We start from the raw sequence: 20,441 nt of genomic DNA on the forward strand, positions 1-20,441 counted from the left end.
AATAGGCGGCATAATGATATCGGAAACTAATGATTTCACAATAGTACCGAAGGCAGCACCAATGACAATACCTACTGCCATGTCGATTACGTTCCCCCGCATGGCAAATTCTTTAAATTCCTTGAACATTACTTATATCCTCCTTTATTTATCGATTCTCACGCCTTTACAGGCGGAGATTAGAATTCCCGTTAGATTAAATTCTAAAGGGCTCATGGAATAGCAAACCAAAAGCCACCATCTCTTACCCCTTCATCATTAAATTGTAACATAGCACTATCTCTGGCATACACTGAGAATTACATAATTAATTATTCGACAAAAAATTCTGAATTCCTGCTTATAAGAGAAAAAATTTGTTTTTAGGTTACATTTTCTATATAAATTATCTAAATAGCTTGAATTGTTTTTTAAAAAAATCTTTCATTTTACACCTTAACCATTCTCCTAATGCTGAATAATATATTCTCAAATCAAAATTATTGCAAAAAATAAAGCCAGACTTAGAATGTAATTGCCAAGAAAAAATCCGTAGCAACCAAAACTAAGCCCGGCTTTTGCTTTTTGTTAAGTTAAAATCCAAAGTTGACTTTGATTCATTTTTTTTCTATTCTTATTCAGGTTCAGGTAATCCGCTTTCCCATTTACCTAATCCGGGACCTGCTGGGCTAATATATTGAGCTCCAGATATGCCATCACAAGGATCGTTTTCCACTTCCTGAACAATAGCAAAGGCATTCCAGATAACTGGACCAATCTCGGTGCCATCGGCATTGTACCAAAAACCATCTATTGCATCTGCATCTGCAGGTGCAGCGACTATCTTACAGAAGTAATCCCAGTAGCAAGTACCTTCAAGCTGTGCCCAGCTAAAGGCTACCTGGCCCCATTGACTACACCATTCAGCGGCAAGTCCAGTAGCGACTAACTTGAACTTTAGTTCACCACTTCTCGGTGAAAAGGTATATTCTGTGGTGACCCAATTTTCTTCACCGCCTTGAGAGGCATATGAACCAATCGATTCCCAATCAATTCCATTCACATTCAATATATAGACATCAAAATTATCATTTTGGGAACCATCGAGGTGACGCAGGATAAGTTTATGAGCTTCTGCCCCATTTGTATTCATGGTGAAATAGGCGTCTTCGAAACCAACACAACCATCTCCAGGACCCATGAGCAATCTGAAAGTGTCATCGTCTCCACCACCATAGTCTCCGCCCCAAGTCCAAGGATCACTCCAACCTGTTAAATTGTGCCCTTCTTCACTAACCGGATCTCCTATGTCTAATTCATCAACGATGCTATTTTCATTGTAAGATCCCCATTGATGGTTGGTTAACCAGGCGCCTGAACCGATGTAAGTGGGGGAGCCATAATGACGGTCAAGTAGACCATCGCCATCACAGTCCTTATTGGAGAGCCAGGCATCGTTCCATTTCATGATTAAGCCTACGTCCTTCCATTCTTGGCACCAAGCAGCATCCCGATAAGAATCACAATAATAGCCATTAAACATAAGCGCTTGGTAGTTGTAGCCCCACTTATCATAGCCAGTAGTTATAACTTCATCATCAGACGTTAAAAGTGTTCCGCTCTGGATAGTAGTACACTCAGTGGGTTTTGCTTTATCTAAGTCATTTTGTTCGGTAGGTGGCGCTACAGATGTAGTACAACCTACGACGATAAGCGCTAATGCTGCTATCACTACTATTAAATAAATTAACTTTTTCATTAAAATACTCCTTTACTTAAATATTTTTTTCTTACAGATAGCCTTTGCTTTTCACTTTTTATTCGAGTTGAAATGTAATTTAAATTACTTCAACTCCATCAATAGACATCGCCTCCTTTTTATTATTAAGAAAATTTTATGTGATTTAATTCACCACCTTCCCCATCTTTGGTTATCCGACTTTAGTTCCCTGATAGATTGACAGTAAGAACGAAACTTGTGGAAACAAGAGTTAAAAGAATTACCAACCTGGTGAAACAGGGATATTTTTTTATAAAAAATAACTTTTTTCATTCTTTTAAGGTAAGATCGAAGGGTAAATTTAAATAATTTAACAACAGGCAAGAAAGATCACCTCCCTTTTTAAGGTTAACCAAAATTTATTGTGATTTATTTCACAAAAAAGAAAATAATTCCCCGGTAAGGTTAGATATGATTTTGATTAGAATAGCTTTCCACAGGCAGTTTTTAAGTGAGTAGTTGACAAGATTTTTTGAGAGATCTTAAGCTTAATATATATAAGAACAGGAGAAATGAGGATCTATAGTCATAACAAAAAACTGCCAAATTTTATTTAGTTAAAAAGTCGGCAGTCTGGCAGTCCTGTCACTAAAAGTGATTTAGACCCATAACTTTGCGGCCTATCCTTTGGGATAGTTTACCTTTCTCAACTTCTTGGGAAGTTTTACTTTAGCAGTTCACCTTCCTATTGAAAAAGTCTTATTTTAGGTTGGGGGTTAATTATATAATATTTTTACACAAATTGCAAATTTAGAGAAAAGTTAAAAAAATATTTCTAATTTTTTCTACTGTCGTGTTGTATATATGCTACTTAAACTATGTGTACTTTAAGTATACGACATGTATTTCAAAAATCCTTCTTTTTTGGAAAAATATTTTAAAATTTTTTTAATCTAAATCGATTTCTTTCCCTTCGATGGTTATCTTTTTTCTTCTTTTTCCTGCTCAATAATTTTAATCAGCTTTAATAATATTTCTATCCGCGCTTGGGCATTCATATGCATAAAAACCTCTAAGGCCTCCTGATAATATTTTAGTGCTTCTTCAGGTTTGCCTAAAGTAATGTAAATCAGTCCGATGTTTCCTAAATTGGTTGCTATGCCTTCTTTATATCCGATCTTTTTATTTATCTTTAATGATTTTTGATAATGATCCAAGGCTTGATCAGTTTCCTTTAAATTACTGTGCGCCAGACCAATATTATTAAAGACATTGGCTATTCCTTCCTGGAATTTATTCTTTTCATAAATCTCTAATGCTTCCTGAAAAAGTTTTAATGCTTCTTCAGGTTTTCCTGAATCAGTATATACTATCCCCATATTGGTCAGGCTATTTGCTATAGCTGGTTCATCTTTAAATTTCTTGCTAATCTCTAACGCTTCTTCCTGACACCTTAATGCTTCATCCTGTTTACCCAATTCGTTGTATAGGGTACCTATATTGTTAAGATTATGGGCGGCGCCCTGCTCATACCCGAGCTTTTGATTAATCTCTAAGGCTTGCTGATAATAGGCCAGAGCTTCATCCGGTTTACCTAAATTATGGTAGATGTTTCCTATATTGCCGAGCGCAGCTGATTTAGCTGGTAATTGTGTAATTTTATTTTCTGCTCTTTTTAAAATATTTAATGATTCTTTAAAATATTTTTCCGCTTGATTTAGTTTGGATAAAAAATAATAACAGTTACCAACAAGGATGTTAAAACCAATTTTATCTTCTTCGGGGATACTCAAGTCATACAGGCATTTTTCGTACACTTTAATAGCTTCCTCAAATTTAAATTCTTTCTCATATTTTTGTCCTGAAAGGAAGGATTTTTTTAATAAAGGGTTCCTTTCCAGAACTTCGGTCAGAGTTCCCGGTAAATTTCTGTCGAATAATTCCTGTCTTTGGTTTAAACGATTATAAAGTTCTTCCCTTTTAGTTTTTTCTTCTTGATTCTTTTTATCTTTCACTATTAAATATAGGTCAAATATGAGTATTAGGGCACAGATAACCCATAGTACTATTTTCATTTCTGACGATATATTTTTTAGCATAAATATACCGGCAGCAAATATTAACGGTCCTGCTATAGAAATAATATTAATAAATAAATTCATATCTTTATCTCCTTAGATTAGAGAAATTTTATTTAAGTCGAATTTTCGTTGTTATATTTTAATATTCGATGAAAATTTAAAAAACCCTTTTTTTGACAGAAAATATTTTTTAAGGAACAGAGAGGGACAAGGGAATTCTTTCGTTCCTTTTCCAAATCATATAGATATAGTCTTCATATTGTGGTAAGATGATGATTAAATCTATTTGATAGAATACACTAAAAAGAAGAAAGAGAAAAAATAAATTTGAAAAAACAAACCAAGGGATATCTACTGGTTGCTGCAGCCGGAATTTTATGGGGAACGATAGGGCCACAAGTAAAAATACTGCTTAATTATCAATTATCGGTCCAGACCATTGTATTATGGAGAATGGCTTTTGCATTTGTAATATTATTCCCCTTTGTCTTCTTTACCAAGAGAGAAATGCTGAAAATTGATTTGAAAGGAGTTGCTTATTTTTCTTTAATTGGAATTTGTACTCAGTTTTTCTTTAATTTATTATATTTCAGTGCAATTCAAATAACTACTATTGCCACCGCAGTTACTCTATTATATACTGCACCAATATTTATTGCTGTTATGGCGAGAATTTTTTATAAAGAATTATTTACTGCTTTTAAAACTGTGGCTCTTCTTCTCTGTATAGGGGGTTGTTTCTTTACTGCTACCGGAGGTTCAATGGAGACACTAAAATTAAATTTACTCGGTGTATTAATGGGCTTGGGAGCAGGCTTTACTTTTTCCCTGTTTACTATTTTAAGCAAAGCAATAATAAAAAAGTATCACCAGCTAACCATCATCGTTTATTCTATCGGATTTGGACTTCTTTTTTATCTTCCTTTTTCTCATCCTTTCGCTATTTTCCAGATGGAGCCAAATTTTAATATGTGGCTGTTGCTATTTTTTATAAGCTTGATTTCTACCGTGCTGGCTTATGGATTATATATTACCGGTTTATCTTATGGCATTGAGGCATCAAAAGCTGGAATTATAAGCACTCTGGAACTGGTGGTATCAGTCATACTTTCTTATCTAGTATTTAAGGAAGCTTTTTGGGGATGGAAATTAATAGGAGTTTTGATGGTCGTGGTTTCGGTGATAATTGTCCAAGCGGATAAGATTTTACCGGCAAAAATAAAACAACCAAAAAGATTAGCGGCTTTGATAATTGGTTAAATACACTCCACTGACCACGAAGATTGCTCCAATAACCAGAGATAAAGATAATTGTTCATGGAGAATTATAACAGCCATTAAAGTAGCAAAAATAGGAACAAAATTAATAAATATTCCAGCCCGGGAAGGGCCGATTTTCTCAATTCCTTCATAATACCAGGTAAAAGCTAAGGCAGTTCCTAAAAACCCTAAAACAAAAATACTCAACCATACTTCTGCACTATATTGCCTAAAACTTTGAAGAACACCTTCCTGATAAGCAGGCAAAATAAGAATTAGAGTACCGACAAGACAGGCATAGGTAATGGCAATCACTGGCCTTAGGTCTTTCATTATAATTTTACCCAGCACGGTAAAGGAGGACCAGGAGATCACGCATCCCAATAAAAATAATTCCCCCCAACCGATATTGCCTTGTAAAATAACCCGGAGATTTCCCTGAGAAATTACGATTAACGCCCCGCATAGAGAAAGAATGATTCCTATAAATTTAAATTTAGTAAATTTATCTTTAAATATTAAAATTGAAAGCAGGGTAATTACGGAAGGATTCAAGGAAACAATCATGGAAGCACGGCTCGCTGTGATAAATTTTAATCCGGAGAAAAAGAGGAAATTATAACCGGCAACACCGGTAAGTCCCAGAGCTATAATCAATAAAAACTGTGGAAGGCTAAGACGAGGAAATTGACCATATTTTTTAAGGACAAAAAAAATTAAAAAGAAAGAAGCCAGTAAGAATCGCAAAAAAGCTGAAGTGAAGGGAGGGAGATTTGCGGCCATTATCCTCCCGGCAATAAAGGTGCTTCCGAAAAATAAAGCGACCAGAAATAATTTTATATAAGCAATATTAGTTTTTAATAAAATTTCGAAATACCTCCAAATATCTATTGATTATAAATCCGCCATTTTATTTAAAGCTTCATCTTTTAAACGATAAATGATCCATTCTTTCATTGGCTTTGCGCCCATTTGATCATAAAATTTTCGAGCCGGATTCCAATCTAAAACAACCCATTCCATTCTTTCACATTTATGTTCTTTGGCAATCATCGCACATTTTTTGAATAAAGCAGTTCCAATTCCTCGTCCCCGATACTCCTCAGAAACATATACATCTTCTATATAAAGACCGGGTCGGCCTATAAAAGTAGAATAATTAAAAAAGTAAAGGGCATAACCCGCAGGATTGCCTTCAATTTCTGCTATCAGCACCCGGGCATATGGTTTATCTCCGAAGAGAGTATCCCGGATAGTTTCCTCGGTAGCAACCACCTCTTTAGACATTTTTTCATATACCGAAAGTTCTTTAATAAATTTAAGAATCAAGGGAACATCCTTTAGGGAAGCTTCTCGGATATTCAGATTAATTTCTTCGAATTTTTTCACAAACCTTCCTCCTGAGATTATTATTTATATTGACTTATATTTACTTAAAATAGGACAGAGATATCTCTGTCCTATTTATTTTTTCTATAAAATACAAAAAATACAAAAATTCTATAAAAATTTTTTTATACGGGCATCATTCTAAATAAGTTAATTCTTCGCTTTTCTAAATTCATACTCCTTTTAGACCAATTTCTTCAGCTACTTCCTGCATTCCGGATATAGTATCAGCAATAAGATCTGTCAGTTCCATTCCTAACATCTGTGCACCTTTTTCGACAATAGATCTATCTACTCCGGCAGCAAATCTTTTATCTTTCCATTTTTTCTTCACTGATTTTACTTTTACATCCATAATACTTCGAGATGGTCGAACCAAAGCCGTCGTTACTACCAGTCCGGTAAGCTCATCTATGGCATATAAAACTTTTTCCAATTCTGTCTCTGGCTCAACTTCTGAACAGAGTCCCCAGCCATGACTCACTACGGCTCGAATGTACTCCTCAGGCCAGCCTTTTTCCTTTAATATTTCCTCGCTTTTATGGCAATGCTCTTCGGGAAACTGCTCATAATCAAGGTCATGAACCAGACCAATAATCCCCCATTTTTCTTCATCTTCTCCCCGCTTGCGGCCAAAATAGCGCATAACTCCTTCTACGGCTAAGGCATGCTTTATCAGACTATCACTTCTGTTGTATTCGGTGAGCAACTGATAAGCTTCTTCCCTGGTTGGGACTATTGAACTCATCTTATTTCCTCCTATTCGAGTTGTTCTTTATTTATTTTGACTAAGTTTATCAATTATCTATTATACTGTCAAAGAGTTTTAAAGGCACAGGGAACCTTCCTCTCATCCTTTTTCTTTTTTAAAATTTTACTTCAACGTTCTCTCTTTCTTCGCCCTCTGTTTTGAAATAAGGCCTGCTGGCAAAACCGAACAGGTTGGCAACAATAGAAGTCGGTACTTGAACTATCGCTATATTATATTTCATAGCCGTATCATTATAGAATTGCCTTGAATATCCTATTTTATCCTCGGTATCTTTCAGTTGTGTTTGAAGATCCAGGAAGTTTGTATTAGCCTTTAAATCCGGATAATTTTCCGCGACGGCAAATAATCGGCTTAGGGCACCGGCTAACTCTGAATTTGCTCCCAATTTTTCCTCCGGTGTTGTTGCAGATAAATATTTCGTTCTGGATGCTGTTACTTCTTCCAATGTTTCTTTTTCGTGCTTTGCGTATCCTTTTACAGCACTTACCAGATTAGGAATTAGATTAAACCTTCTCTTTAACTGAACATCGATCTGCGCCCAGGAATTATCTATTCGACCTCTCAAAGTTACCAGTTTATTGTAAGTTAAAACTCCCCACAATACAATTAGAATAAGAAAAATCATGATAAAACTCATAAAAACACCCCTTTCTTTTTTTCATTTGATAAATTATTTAAAAGGCACCAGCTCCGCCTCCGCCGCCTCCTCCGCCGCCGCCGGATGAGAAGCCTCCTCCTGAACCGGTTGAGGAGCTTGTAGTAGCAAAAGCAGAACTGAATACGTTATCAAAAGACTTAAACATACTGCTATTTAATCGTCCGCTCCTATCAGTCATATGGTATAAGTAGGTTGAATTCATTAAAGATATATCTTGATTACTTAAGGCTATCTTTAATTTCGAAATAACTTTATCTGCTATCCCCAGGGAAATCGCGTAAACCAGATAATGCTCCCAAACTATAATAGAAGGGATTTCATAATCCTTCATATTGCTGAAATGTAATAAAAATCTTTTAAATGCCATCCATTTGGTATATTCATTTATTCCCGTTTGGGTCTTTTTTCTTATCAATGCACCATAGATGATCACTCCAAAGCCAGTGAAGATAACCGCAAACAACACGAACATAATAAACACTACCTGCATTCCTAAAAGGATCCCCAGAACAAATAATAAAAATATTCCGGCAAGTTCCATTAATACTGTCTTCCCTGCCGTCTTCAATCCTTCTTTTGATTCACCGAAATAATTATATTTTTTAAATTCTTCTCCTACTTTTTTCACCCAATTATTATAATTATGTCGAAAACTACTCTGGTTTCTTGATGCTTTAGCGTAATCTTTTATTTCTTTTAAGGTAATACTCGTACCATCGCCGATAGAGTAAAAAAGCCAATTGATTAAATTTGATTCATGTGCTTTTAAATTAGAATTGTCTCTTTCTTCAATTAATATAAATTTATAGTCCTTTTTTCTTCCTGTCTGAATCTCTTCGATTTTTAAATATTTCTTGCGTACCAGGTCCATCAAAGTTGCCATAATATCTTTGCTGCCCGCTCCCTGAATACTCACTAATTTACTCAAAACTGCCGGGGTAATATCCTGGGGTAATTCACGGTAATAATCCATTTCAACTTCTGGTCTTAATTCCCTGTCATATTTAAAATAAAGCCGGATAGCTAAAAATATATTAAATAAAATGACCAAGGGAACCAGTAGAATGACGATTATGTTGAAACCTCTCCCTTGATTTGCTTTTTTAGCCCAACCTAATTCCTCTTCCATTATTTGAGCAAATTTATTCTGGTTAATTATTTTACTACTATCAGGAATTATCCGGGCAGGGAATAAAATTCTCGCTTCCACCATTTCATTCGAAGACAATCTAAAAACTTCATAGGCTACCTTCCCGTCTTCCTGGATAGATACTTTTCCCTCTAAGGGACCATGTCCAAACACTTTTAATTCTTCTACTGAGACTTCTGCAGAGGGGAGTTCTACCTCTATCTTGATGTGACCAATGGGAGAAGTATTGGATTCATCAAAAAATTTCCAGTAGAATTCTGCGGTGTCGTTGTATAAGGTAGCCACATTTTTTAATCGGTATTCCAGTAAAAATAATTTTCTTTCATTGCTGGATGCATCATAAATTTTATAAGTTAACATATCCCCTTTAGTGCTTTGCTCATAGTTTAATTCTTTATCTGTGGGGAAATATTCAGAAGCCTTAAAATATTGCAGTCCATCTGATCCCTTAGTTCCAATAGTTCTTATTATGCCATTAAAATCTCCATTAAAATCATACTCAAATATTTCGCTTACCTGGACATCACCGTTTTCTAATATTTTCACTTGGGCTTGATAATCAGTGATGGCAAAACTTCGCTCTGCACAAGTGATAAGAGTAGTAAAAGAAAATAGGATAATTACTAACAAAACAAAGCCTATTACTAATTTTTTTTTAATTTTAACCACCCCCTAAACCGTTTTCAAAATGATACAGAGAACCGTCCCCTGTATCATTTTTACAAAAACCCTACCGTCATCGTATTAGGTGACGATAGGGTTTTTGGATCAAGACTATATTTTTATTTATTTAGGGTAGAGCAGGAACCAAGATAGTTTGTCCGGGGAGAATTAATCTGGGATTTTCCAAGTCATTCATTTTATCTAATTCTTCCCAGGTAAGTTTATATTTTCCGGCAATTTCCCATAAGGTATCACCAAATTGAACCACATAAGTAGAAACTTTCAATTTTCCTTCTTCCATAAGTTCATTTACATTCAATGCTTTTACATTTAATGTTCTGCCATCTTCGGAAGTGGGGATAGACAATTCTCCTTTTCTTACCATATCGAATATAACTTCTTTGAAAGGTGATTCAAGGTCAACTCCGGTTATCTTCCAGTTATTATCTACTGTAGGAACCAATATTCCACCCTTTTCTTCTTGAACATATTTCACAATCAAAGCTTGAATTCTACCAGCATCCTGCAGAGTCTCATAGGAATCATAATATCTATCATCCATAGTAACCAATCCTAATCCCAGTAGTGTTCCAAAACGATAATTATTCAAAGAAAGTCGGTAGATTCTGTTATCATCTAAAGGTTTACCGTTAAAGAGTATATTTTCCACACGTTCTCCGGCTGGTTTAGAGAGATTTACTTCATAAGTAAGTCCGGAGAACATATCGTAGTTATATCCGCGAATTTTAGGATCGAAACTAATGGTTACATCTCCATCTTTGTAAGTGTTATAATAGCTGGCAGACCATTCCATATACTTCTTCATATTTGCACCGGTAATCTTCGTTCCTACCAGGGTGTTGGGATATAAGTAAATAAAGGCAACGTCTTTCTTTTTGAAGGGTCCTTTCAGTAGGTTTGAACCAAAATTAAAGAGTGCTGCTGAAGAAAGTTCTGCGTCAGCGTAGAACATTTGTACTTCATTAATTAGATCAATTACCGAAGTATCTTCTAATTGAGAGGTAGGCATAGTGGTTATTTTAGCTTCTCCGGTAATAAAATCAGGAGAGGCAATAAAATCAGCGCTAATCTCACCTACTATTAAATTGGCATCAGCAATCGATTCATCATGTACAAATTTAAATTTTGCTAAAACTTCTTCATCCTCTTTTATTTGTTTGGTTTGAAGATTTTCTGCAATCACTTCCGTTACTTGCCACTTATCATCTGTTTTTTCCAGTTTGATTACCGCTTTGGCTAAAGCCCATCCCCACTTTCCCGGTTCAATTACCTTTACACCATTTACGACTTCATTATATTGTGAATGGGCATGGCCGCAGAAAATTACAGAAAATTCTGGTAAAGCATTAGCGATATCCTTTGCACCCTCATAACTGTACTCTCCATCCGGTCCAAGATGAAAAGCTCCTACTAATACGTCATATTTCCCTTCTAACTCTGCCACTACTTTTTTAGCAGTTTCAAGAGTCCCAAGAAATTTTAAACCTTCAAAATGTTCCGGGGCACTTGCTTCCCAGCGAGTAATTTCGGGAGGGAGCAACCCTACAATTGCAATTCTTACACCGTTTCGTTCAAAGATCTCGTAAGGTTTAACAAAATAGGTACCGTCAGTTTTTACAGTATTTGCTGATAAAACTGTGTTCTTAAACGTGGCAATGTTTTTTTCAAAAAAGGACTTCTCATAATTAAACTCATGATTTCCGAAAACCCAAACATCATAATTAAGAAAATTTAATCCTTCAATCATGGGATGCACCGGTAAATCATTAAACAAATCCGCGCTATTGTCTTGAACTGTGTCTCCACAATCTATCAATATCAGATTTGGATCAATTGCTCTTTCCTGTTTTATTAGGGTGGCAATTTTTGCCAGTCCGGTATCATCGTCATAAGAATCGATAGCATATTCATAGGGGTAAATACGTCCATGTAGGTCCGAAGTTTCTAAAATAGTAACCGTTGTCGAATCTGCGGCAAAAACATACGAGAAAAGCAAGCCGAAAATTAAAACCAAAGTCAGTAAAATCGAGAGTACTTTGTACTGTCTTTTCATTTTAAAATCCTCCTTTTTTATTTTTTTATTTTTTCCCCAGGGGTTATTTCAGTTAAAAATCTATATATTGTCTTATATATTCGATAGAGTATTCTAAAAATCCTTTTTTTTATCTAAAATATTTTTATTTTTTTACCTCCCCCAAAGATTAACAATTATTACCCCGGTTAGAGCTAAAAAACCTCCTACTAATGATAAAAAGAAGGGTATTTCTCCTAACCATACCCAGGCAATTAATATGGCTAATACCGGAGACAGATAAAGATAGCTTCCCGCTAAAGAAGCGGGAATTCGAGAAAGGACATAAGCCCAGGTGATATAAGCCAGGGCAGCCGGGAAAATACCCATATAAATAATGGCCAGTGTTGCCTCAATCGGTGCAGTTTTTATATTTTGCAATAGACCGCGCGAAAAAAATATTTGAAAAAAAGTTCCGCTCCAGATTGCATAGGCAGCAAATTTTAAAGGTGAATATTTTTTCAAATAAGGTTTTTGTAAAACAAAGTAAAAGCTTGTGCTGATGGCGGCAATTAAAATCAAAAAAGCACCCGGTTCAAATCTAACTCCTTCGCCTTCCCCTATGGCAACCAAGCTTACTCCAAAAAAACTGATGACAATCCCTATCCAGCCCCAAATCTTAATCTTTTCTTTTAAAATAAATATAGCCAGAATAGCGGTAAAAATGGGACCGGAAGCAATTAAAAGACTGGCAGAACCAGCTGTTACCTTTAATTCTCCGAAAGTAAGGGCAAGATGATAGACGGTTATCCCGAGAAAACCAAGAAGAAATATCGCAGGCAGATCTTTTCTTTCAGGTAAAGGCATCCGGGTAATGACTGCATAAACTGATAAAGCTATTGATGCAGTCAAAAAACGAAGTAGAACTAAATTTCCAGGACTGTAACCTTTTAATCCTGCCCTAATACCGGCAAAGGCAGAAGCCCAAAAAATTAAAGTTATGGCTAATGCCATTATAATGCGAAAATCGATGGATACTTTTTCTTGACTGATATCTTTGCTCATATTTTATTCCTCTTTATTAAAAATATATGTGACAGAGGGTCCGTCCTTTGTCACATAGAAAAGAATTTTTTTAAAACAGACAAAAGTTAAATAGCAAATACAAGTATACCACCATTTTATTAATAAATCTATGAAGAAACGGTTAAGATAGTAAAGCCATTGTATCGGCACAAAACTTTTATCTTTCTCCTGGCTTTCCCTTTAGTTTGTGTGGGAAAAATCTTGCTTTATAGCTATTCTTATATTTTCAATAATAGATACAATTAGATAAATAGAAATAATGACTACCACCAGGTTTTGTATACCAATATACATTTCTTTAAAATATAATCTGGTGAAGATAATAACCGTAATTCCTGAAAAACAAACAGCGCCTGCGTATTGACCTATTTTATTTTTGATTATTTTCTTCTTCAAAAAAGAACTATAACCAAAACTGATAAAAGAAAGTAAAATTAAAAATATGATATGTACAGCTACCATCTGCCTTAAATACCAAAGCACAAATACTGACAAAACTACCATAAAATCAGCTACAATATCAAAAATATCCCCTCCTTTGCAGCTGCTCTCCGCTTGTCTGGCTACCATACCGTCAACTATATCCGACATACAAATTAATAATATTATCATCAGAGACTGAGCATATTTTCCCTGCAGCTCGCTCAACATTAAAAAAGGGATAAAAGTGATCCTGGAAAAAGTTATTAAATTAGCTAAAAAATTTTTATTAATATTTTTTATTACTTTATTGCCCTCATTACCCAAAATAATCATTGATTAATTAAAAATCACTTTTTGCCCTATCCGGAGATATTATAACTTTTCTATCAGTTCTTTACTAAATAAGTCTATTTTTGCCTGTAGTTCATCCTCTTTGTCAGAAGTAATAAACTTTTCTTTTCCGATTATTTTTCCGCCCTTTTCCTCGATTAACTTAGCAACTTTGGCAGTTTCCACATCCATGTTTCCTTTATCTCCGCCGGTAAGTACCACAAAGCATTTTATTCCTGAAAATTCATTTCGCTGAATAAAGTTCTCAAGTGGCGGCCTAATAAATCCAGCATAAATCGGTGATGCTAATCCAATTGCCCTGGCATCTGTTAAATTGATTTGTAAATCTTTCCCTGCAGAATATAAAGTAACTTTATAATTATTTTGGGTAATATTTTCTGCCAAACCTCTTAGCACTTTGGTAGTAAATTTAGACATTCCGGGATGATACACCATATATATTTGTTCGGTAGAATCATTGCTTCCAATAGTTTCCGCAGGTATATTTTTCTCTCTATCCAAAATGGAAACTACCACGGAACCTGCACCCGCAGGCAGGATGATAATATAAGTTAAAAAGTAAAATAGAATCAATAAAATAATCCCAATTACGCCCATTCTGCCCTTTAGTCTGAAAAAATAGTGTGCAGCCAAAGCAAAGAAATGGCCGCAACAAGGGGAAAAATTCTAACCCCTATGGGTATTATCCTGGCAAAATTTGTCATAAAAAAGGGTATCCCCAGTAATAATATAATGATGGTGTAAATGATAGCAAAATTCATTTCAAATCCTCCTTAAATATTTTTATCAAGCTTATCAAACATAATTCAAGAGTTCTTTTATCATTCCTTACCATAAAATATTGAAAAATCCTCTTTTTCAACAAAAAATAAGTACAATGGTTGATTATAATTTTACCATAGTATTATCGTTTAAAATAAAATTTTTATTGGAGTTTACTTTTCTTTTCTGTCAAAATCTTCTTCTGTCTTTCTTTCTTCTTTAAATCCTTCTCCACGTAAATTACTTTTCCGGTAAAAGGGTCTCTTTCAGTATAATACATTAAAGTTGAATAGGTGGAAGGAGTGGGAGTAAATATCTGAACCTGTTCCGGAGTGAGCTTTAGCTCTTTAGAGGTATATTCTTTTAATCTGACCATATCTCCTTCCCTGCATCCCGGATGAGCGACAATTAAATAATAGGTTAAAAATTGTGTCTTTTTTTGCTCTTTATTTATCTGTAAAAATTTATCTCTAAATTTTTTTAAATATCCCTGGTTGGGTTTGCCCATTTTTTCCAGTACATTAATTTCCGTATGTTCCGGAGCAATTTTAAGCTGGCCGGAGATGTGGTACTTAACTAATTCGCGTAAATACTTTTCTCCATATTTTTGATCACCCAATAACATATCATAGCGTATTCCTGAAGCGACAAAGACCTTTTTTACTTCCTCAATCTGCCTTATCTTTTTTAAAATTTCCATCTGTTTTTTATGATTTATCTTTAGGCTGGAACAAATCTGGGGATAAAGGCATCTCTTATCAGTACAGCTTCCCGACTTTATTTTCTTACTGCATTCTATTCCGTACATATTGGCGGTAGGCCCGCCCACATCCAAAATATATCCCTTAAAATCTCCCAATTCAGTCAATAATTTTACTTCTTTTAAGATCGACTTTTCACTCCGGTCCTGTATAATCCTCCCCTGATGCACCGTTATGGAGCAGAAATTACATTCCCCATAGCAACCACGATGAGAGCTAATAGAAAATTTTATGGTCTTTAGAGCTTCTACTTCTCCTTCTTTTCTATAATAAGGATGCACTTCTCTTTCATAGGGTAGATCGTAAATCTCATCAAGCTCCTTTCGGTTAAGAGGATAACTTGGTGGATTTTGAATTAAATACCTGCTATCCTGCTGCTGACATAATCCTTTAGTGATTAGCGGGTCATTATTTAAATAAAAATCATTAAACATAGAAACAAATTTTTTCTTATTTTCTTTAACCTCCTGGTAAGAAGGGAGTATGATAAATTCTTCTCGGGGGTGTGTAGATATATAACAAATTCCCCTGATATTTTTCCAATCATTACCGGTTTTTAAATTGCCGGCTAACTTTAAAATTGATTTCTCTCCCATGCCATAGACTAAAATATCAGCCTTGGCATCAAAAAGTATGGCTCTTCTTATCCTGTCATCCCAATAATCATAATGGGCTATTCGGCGTAGGCTGGCTTCTATCCCTCCCAGGACAATTGGAACAGTATTTTTAAAATATTTTCTAATCAGGTTAGTATAAACTATAGATGCCCGATCAGGCCTCTTGTTATTTTTTCCTCCGGGAGTAAAATCATCCTTCCTCCTTCTCTTCTTAAGAGCTGTATAATTAGCTACCATCGAATCAATCGAGCCCGCAGTGACTCCCCAAAAAAGAGCAGGCTCCCCCAGTCTGGTGATATCTTTCTCATTCTCCGTGTCCGGTTGAGAAATAATGCCTACCTTATATCCTGCCGCCTGAAGTACCTTCCCGATAACGGCTGCTCCGATATAAGGACTGTCTATATAGGTATCCCCGGTTACAATAACTACATCCAATCTATCCCAGGATAATTTTCTCATCTCTTCTCTGGTGGTAGGCAAGAACATTAAATATCTCCTTCACCCTGTCATTAAATTTCTATATACTGTATATAATGTATATTCTGTATATCCTGCGTCCTCTTCCCATTTATTCAAACCTCAATAAAGATCCGTTATTTTTTAACCATTCTTTATGTTCTCTATATTTCGGATCTAAGATTTTCACTTTATCCCAAAATTCTTTTGAATGATTTTTTACTTCAAGATGTATGAGCTCATGAACAACAACAGAATCGATAATAGGTAAAGGAGCCATAATCAACCGCCAGGTAAAACTTAAATTGCCTTGGTGAGAGCAAGAACCCCATCTCTTTTTCGCATGGGTAATATTGACTTTATTATATTCCAATCCCCTTTTTTGCGCATATAATCTAACTCTCTGAGGAATGATTTCATTTGCTCTTCTTTTGTACCAAATAATAAAAATATCCTTTGCATAGTCTAAATATTTTTTTGAAAGAAAAAATTCATTCTCAAAATTTAACCGTATCTCTTGATTATCCACTAACTTTAGAGGGAAATAATTCCCCAGATAAAGGAATCTTTCTCCGTTAATAAATTCTTTTTTATTAAATTTCAAATTCCTGGCTTGTACTTCTTTTTGGATTTTCTCCAACCTTTTTTTATATCTTAAAACAACTTGATTGATCGCTTCTTCACTTACATGAAAAGGTGCTCTTACTATCAATAAGGCTTCATTATTTATATGCATTGCAATGCTTTTTCTCTTTGAACGTATTATCTTTTTAATTTTTATGATTCTACCCTCGTCCCAAAGATACCCCTAATTCAAAAGCTTTATGGAGCAGTTCTTCCCGCTTTTTAGCCCCTTCTCCACGGTCAGACTCCGTAATAATTAAAGCATCTACTAATTCAATATTAGCGAAATATTTGCACCAGATTCTTATTGATTCCAGTGCGTGTTCAGGATTTCTCGAAATGTTCGCCACCCAGATAAAGAGGCCTTTCTTTCTTTTCTCCAACCTCGTCTTGAATATTAATTTACCATCAGGGAGTGTAACCATCTCTGCAAGGCAATTTGAGCGATCAATGAGCAATTTCAATTGAGCGCTAAAGGTACCAAAATAGGCAGGCGCCCCAATAACCAGAGCATCAGCAGTTTCCAGCGCGTCATAAATTTTTTCCATTCCATCTCGATAGAAACAGTAATCAGGAGCGGGAAACCTGTCACAAGCTTGGCAGGGTTTTATTTCCAGATCATTGAGGTAGATCTTCTCTGTTTCTGCACCAACGGACCGGGCACCCTTCAGGGCATTCGTTACAAAGGTGTCAGTATTCATCTCTTTCCGGGGACTACCTACAATTCCCACTACTTTTGGAATCATCATATTATTCACACCTTAATTAAATATAATAAAAATGAAAAGATATTTTACCGGTGATTAAAAAAATAAAATAGAAAAATTACAAGCAGGAATGAATCAATGATCATTGGATGAGGCTTTTTCATATTCTTCTAATAAATTTGCCATCAGTTCCTTGACGTAAACAATCTTATCCGCCCGATAAGCATTGCTTCCGGCAAAAGCAAATCCTTCATCTAATTTTCCCTGTTGGGCATTAAATAGAGCAAGAGCAATACAGTAAGGTGAATTTTTAAAATTACAAGTCGTTAAACATTTCCAGGGACACTTAAAAGGTTTTCTAATGCCAGATGAAACCTCTTCCAGGAATTTGTTCTTTATTGCCCTTCCCGGTAAGCCAACCGGACTATCAATTATCATTAAATCATCTTTTTGGCATTTCAGGTAGGCTTCTTTAAATTTGATAGAAGCATCACACTCATAAGTGGCTACAAACCTGGTAGCCATCTGCACCCCTTTAGCTCCTAATTGAATATACCGGTAAATATCTGCACCGGTATAAATACCGCCTGCGGCAATTATCGGGATATGTTTACTAAATTCATTCTCATAAGGCTGTATCACAGAAATCACTTCAGGCAATATTCTATCTAAAGTAAAATCCTGATTAATAATTTGTTCTTTTCTAAAACCCAGGTGTCCACCGGCCAAAGGTCCTTCAACAACAACAGCATCAGGCACATATTTATAATTTTTTTTCCAGTATTGAAAAATAATTTTTGCAGCTCGCGAAGATGAAACAATAGGAACAATTTTAGTTTTAATCTTTTTTAATTTATCAGGCACTAACATTTCCAGACCTCTTAGGGGCAACCCTGCTCCAATAAATATTAAATCTACCTTTTCCTCTATTGTAATCTTAACCATATCATAAAAATCCGAAAGAGCAACCATGATATTTACCCCGATAATACCCCTGGTCATCTTCTGGGCTTTTCTTATTACTTTACGTAAAGCCCTTTTATTCGCTTCAGTAAAATTTTTAACCGCATCAGGTTCAAGCATACCTATCCCGGCGGTTCCAATAACTCCAATACCACCTTCATTTGCCACAGCGGATGCTAAGCCTGATAAAGAAATTCCCACCGCCATTCCACCTTGAATAATAGGAATTTTTGCTTCTAAGTTACCTATTCTTAATGGGGAAATTTTTTGGAAATTCATCCGGTTAACTCCTTTGTAGATATATCATTATTTAATAAAAGTAATATCGCATTCCTTAACTATCACTATCTTCTTAATATCGATAGAATATTACTAAATTAGTTTACTTTTTTCGAGAATTATTTTTCTTGCTTCCAAAAATATTTCTTCAATTATCTCTTTGCAAGTTTGCTCCTTTTTCACCAAACCGGCTGATTGTCCGGCCATTATCGAACCAAAATCCATATCTCCTTCTCGAACTGCTCGATAAAGCGAATTTTTTCCTAACTCTTCATATTCTTCTAAAGGGGCATTTCTTTTTTCCAACTCTTGAAAATCCCTGGCCAGTCTATTCTTTATTATCCTAACCGGGTGACCGGTTGGCCTTCCGGTAACTATTGTGCTGGTATCTTTGGCATCAATTATTTTTTGTTTATAGCTCCTATGAACATTGCATTCATGGGCTACTAAAAATCTTGTACCCATTTGAAAGCCTGAAGCTCCTAACATCCAGGAAGCCGCTAAACCGCGACCATCGGCAATCCCTCCGGCAGCTAAAACGGGAATATTTATGGCATCTGCTACTTGAGGAATAAGAGACATGGTGGTTAATTCTCCTACATGTCCCCCAGCTTCATTACCTTCTGCAATCACTGCATCTGCCCCTGCTCTTTCCATTCGCACAGCAAGAGCAACCGAAGGAATTACCGGAAATACCAAAATATTATTTTCCTTCCACATTTTCATATATTTACCGGGATTACCTGCACCGGTAATGATTACTTTTATTCCTTCATCAACAGCTATCTGAGCAATTTCATCAGCATTGGGATTTAAGAGCATAATGTTAAGTCCAAAGGGTTTTTCGGTTAATTTCTTTGTTTTTCGAATTTCTTCTCTAATCCATTCACCCGGGGCATAACCAGCTGCAATAACTCCCAAAGCACCGGCATTGGATACAGCTGAAGCCAGTTCGGCATCGGCAATCCAGGCCATCCCTCCTTGAATAAGCGGGTATTTTATTTCTAAAAGCTTACATATAATAGACTTAAACACTAAAGAATCTCCTTATAAAGGATCTCATTTTCTATAAATCATTCATTTTATTTATTAACTACTATTATGACCTATTATTAAAGGTAAGCATACACAATAATTCATTTTTTGTCAATGATCCTAAGAATATGTTTTAGAATTAATTAGTGTCAAGAGAACCGTTTCTTGATATTTTTTCTCCTCCCATCATCATGCCCAACTCTCCAACACTAACTTCGTTTCGTTTTACCACTCCCATTATCTTGCCCTCGTAAATAACCGCAATTCGGTCAGAGAGTGATAAAATTTCATCAAGGTCATCAGAAATAAGAAGAGTGGCTGTTTTTAATTTTGCCCTCTGTTCAATCAATTGCCGATGAATATATTCCGTAGCGCTGACGTCTAAGCCGCGGGTTGGTTGGGAGGCAATCAGAACAACGGGTTTTCGGGAGAGTTCTCGTGCCAGGATTAATTTCTGGATATTTCCGCCGGATAAGCTTTTTAAGGAAGTATAGCGGGAAGGAGTCCTGATATCAAAATCACTTATCAAGCGTTCGCTTTCCCGGGCAATGTTTTCGAAATTCATAAATATCCCCTCGGTATAAGGTGCGTGTATATGGTCTTTAAGAATCAGGTTTTCCTCCACCGTAAATTTTTGTATTGCACCATCTCGCATTCGTTCTTCGGGAATAGA

19 protein-coding genes and 1 riboswitch are annotated in these 20,441 nt (G+C 35.6%); of the genes, 1 reads left to right on the plus strand and 18 read right to left on the minus strand.

The features are described 5' to 3' along the window. The 3 genes from mscL to ENO17_00640 all read right to left on the minus strand — a co-directional run. Positions 1 to 129, minus strand: a 129-nt coding sequence (gene mscL, locus ENO17_00630) for a large conductance mechanosensitive channel protein MscL (protein ID HER23562.1), incomplete at its 3' end; no start/stop codon positions are given. Between the two features lie 484 nt (positions 130 to 613). After that, positions 614 to 1,738: a hypothetical protein gene (locus ENO17_00635; protein ID HER23563.1), complete on the minus strand. Its 1,125-nt coding sequence runs from the start codon at positions 1,736 to 1,738 to the stop codon at positions 614 to 616. 585 nt (positions 1,739 to 2,323) lie between these two features. Continuing rightward, positions 2,324 to 2,411: riboswitch (cyclic di-GMP riboswitch) on the minus strand. A gap of 268 nt (positions 2,412 to 2,679) precedes the next feature. Further along, the gene (locus ENO17_00640) at positions 2,680 to 3,861 is read right to left on the minus strand and encodes a tetratricopeptide repeat protein (protein HER23564.1); all 1,182 of its coding nucleotides are present in this window, start codon (positions 3,859 to 3,861) and stop codon (positions 2,680 to 2,682) included. Positions 3,862 to 4,107: 246 nt separating this feature from the next. On the opposite strand from ENO17_00640, the gene ENO17_00645 reads away from it, so the two are divergent. Beyond that, entirely contained in the window at positions 4,108 to 5,040 is a 933-nt protein-coding gene (locus ENO17_00645) for an EamA family transporter (GenBank protein HER23565.1), read from the plus strand. Here ENO17_00645 and ENO17_00650 read toward each other — a convergent pair. From ENO17_00650 to ENO17_00720, 15 genes are all read right to left on the minus strand, one after another. Continuing rightward, the gene (locus ENO17_00650; protein ID HER23566.1) at positions 5,017 to 5,889 is read right to left on the minus strand and encodes a DMT family transporter; all 873 of its coding nucleotides are present in this window, start codon (positions 5,887 to 5,889) and stop codon (positions 5,017 to 5,019) included. The two genes, ENO17_00645 and ENO17_00650, sit on opposite strands and share 24 nt — an antisense overlap. A gap of 45 nt (positions 5,890 to 5,934) precedes the next feature. Further along, entirely contained in the window at positions 5,935 to 6,429 is a 495-nt protein-coding gene (locus tag ENO17_00655) for a GNAT family N-acetyltransferase (GenBank protein ID HER23567.1), read from the minus strand. 172 nt (positions 6,430 to 6,601) lie between these two features. Beyond that, a complete protein-coding gene (locus ENO17_00660; GenBank protein ID HER23568.1) occupies positions 6,602 to 7,177 on the minus strand; it encodes an HD domain-containing protein in 576 nt (191 codons plus the stop codon). A 118-nt stretch (positions 7,178 to 7,295) separates the two neighbouring features. Continuing rightward, positions 7,296 to 7,838 carry a LemA family protein gene (locus ENO17_00665; protein HER23569.1) on the minus strand — a complete coding sequence of 181 codons (543 nt, stop codon included), beginning with the start codon at positions 7,836 to 7,838 and terminating at the stop codon, positions 7,296 to 7,298. A gap of 37 nt (positions 7,839 to 7,875) precedes the next feature. Then, complete coding sequence (locus tag ENO17_00670) at positions 7,876 to 9,678, minus strand: DUF2207 domain-containing protein (protein HER23570.1); 1,803 nt, start codon at positions 9,676 to 9,678, stop codon at positions 7,876 to 7,878. Positions 9,679 to 9,799: 121 nt separating this feature from the next. Continuing rightward, positions 9,800 to 11,746 (minus strand): LysM peptidoglycan-binding domain-containing protein, encoded by a 1,947-nt coding sequence (locus ENO17_00675; GenBank protein ID HER23571.1) that lies wholly within the window; start codon positions 11,744 to 11,746, stop codon positions 9,800 to 9,802. Positions 11,747 to 11,878: 132 nt separating this feature from the next. Then, entirely contained in the window at positions 11,879 to 12,736 is an 858-nt protein-coding gene (locus ENO17_00680) for a DMT family transporter (protein ID HER23572.1), read from the minus strand. 234 nt (positions 12,737 to 12,970) lie between these two features. Then, positions 12,971 to 13,546: a hypothetical protein gene (locus tag ENO17_00685; protein ID HER23573.1), complete on the minus strand. Its 576-nt coding sequence runs from the start codon at positions 13,544 to 13,546 to the stop codon at positions 12,971 to 12,973. A gap of 39 nt (positions 13,547 to 13,585) precedes the next feature. Beyond that, positions 13,586 to 14,161, minus strand: coding sequence for a hypothetical protein (locus ENO17_00690; GenBank protein HER23574.1), 576 nt, complete (start codon positions 14,159 to 14,161; stop codon positions 13,586 to 13,588). A 328-nt stretch (positions 14,162 to 14,489) separates the two neighbouring features. Further along, the gene (locus tag ENO17_00695; GenBank protein ID HER23575.1) at positions 14,490 to 16,190 is read right to left on the minus strand and encodes a YgiQ family radical SAM protein; all 1,701 of its coding nucleotides are present in this window, start codon (positions 16,188 to 16,190) and stop codon (positions 14,490 to 14,492) included. A gap of 82 nt (positions 16,191 to 16,272) precedes the next feature. After that, positions 16,273 to 16,941, minus strand: a complete 669-nt coding sequence (locus ENO17_00700; protein HER23576.1) for a M48 family peptidase — start codon at positions 16,939 to 16,941, stop codon at positions 16,273 to 16,275. Positions 16,942 to 16,945: 4 nt separating this feature from the next. Beyond that, entirely contained in the window at positions 16,946 to 17,533 is a 588-nt protein-coding gene (locus ENO17_00705) for a flavodoxin family protein (GenBank protein HER23577.1), read from the minus strand. A 93-nt stretch (positions 17,534 to 17,626) separates the two neighbouring features. After that, positions 17,627 to 18,733: a nitronate monooxygenase gene (locus ENO17_00710; GenBank protein ID HER23578.1), complete on the minus strand. Its 1,107-nt coding sequence runs from the start codon at positions 18,731 to 18,733 to the stop codon at positions 17,627 to 17,629. 93 nt (positions 18,734 to 18,826) lie between these two features. Next, positions 18,827 to 19,768 (minus strand): enoyl-[acyl-carrier-protein] reductase FabK, encoded by a 942-nt coding sequence (gene fabK / locus ENO17_00715; GenBank protein HER23579.1) that lies wholly within the window; start codon positions 19,766 to 19,768, stop codon positions 18,827 to 18,829. Positions 19,769 to 19,907: 139 nt separating this feature from the next. After that, positions 19,908 to 20,441, minus strand: a 534-nt coding sequence (locus ENO17_00720; GenBank protein HER23580.1) for a heme ABC transporter ATP-binding protein, incomplete at its 5' end; no start/stop codon positions are given.

Source organism: Candidatus Atribacteria bacterium (assembly GCA_011056645.1).
Lineage (GTDB): Bacteria > Atribacterota > Phoenicimicrobiia > Phoenicimicrobiales > Phoenicimicrobiaceae > Sediminicultor > Sediminicultor quartus.

What these genes read in the sequence shown, in the direction of transcription:
- ENO17_00635 (HER23563.1), bottom strand. Translation starts at nt 1,738, where the DNA reads ATGAAAAAGTTAATTTATTTAATAGTAGTGATAGCAGCATTAGCGCTT.
- ENO17_00640 (HER23564.1), bottom strand. Translation starts at nt 3,861, where the DNA reads ATGAATTTATTTATTAATATTATTTCTATAGCAGGACCGTTAATATTT.
- ENO17_00660 (HER23568.1), bottom strand. Translation starts at nt 7,177, where the DNA reads ATGAGTTCAATAGTCCCAACCAGGGAAGAAGCTTATCAGTTGCTCACC.
- ENO17_00665 (HER23569.1), bottom strand. Translation starts at nt 7,838, where the DNA reads ATGAGTTTTATCATGATTTTTCTTATTCTAATTGTATTGTGGGGAGTT.
- ENO17_00675 (HER23571.1), bottom strand. Translation starts at nt 11,746, where the DNA reads ATGAAAAGACAGTACAAAGTACTCTCGATTTTACTGACTTTGGTTTTA.
- ENO17_00685 (HER23573.1), bottom strand. Translation starts at nt 13,546, where the DNA reads ATGATTATTTTGGGTAATGAGGGCAATAAAGTAATAAAAAATATTAAT.
- ENO17_00690 (HER23574.1), bottom strand. Translation starts at nt 14,161, where the DNA reads ATGGGCGTAATTGGGATTATTTTATTGATTCTATTTTACTTTTTAACT.
- ENO17_00695 (HER23575.1), bottom strand. Translation starts at nt 16,190, where the DNA reads ATGTTCTTGCCTACCACCAGAGAAGAGATGAGAAAATTATCCTGGGAT.
- ENO17_00705 (HER23577.1), bottom strand. Translation starts at nt 17,533, where the DNA reads ATGATGATTCCAAAAGTAGTGGGAATTGTAGGTAGTCCCCGGAAAGAG.
- ENO17_00710 (HER23578.1), bottom strand. Translation starts at nt 18,733, where the DNA reads ATGAATTTCCAAAAAATTTCCCCATTAAGAATAGGTAACTTAGAAGCA.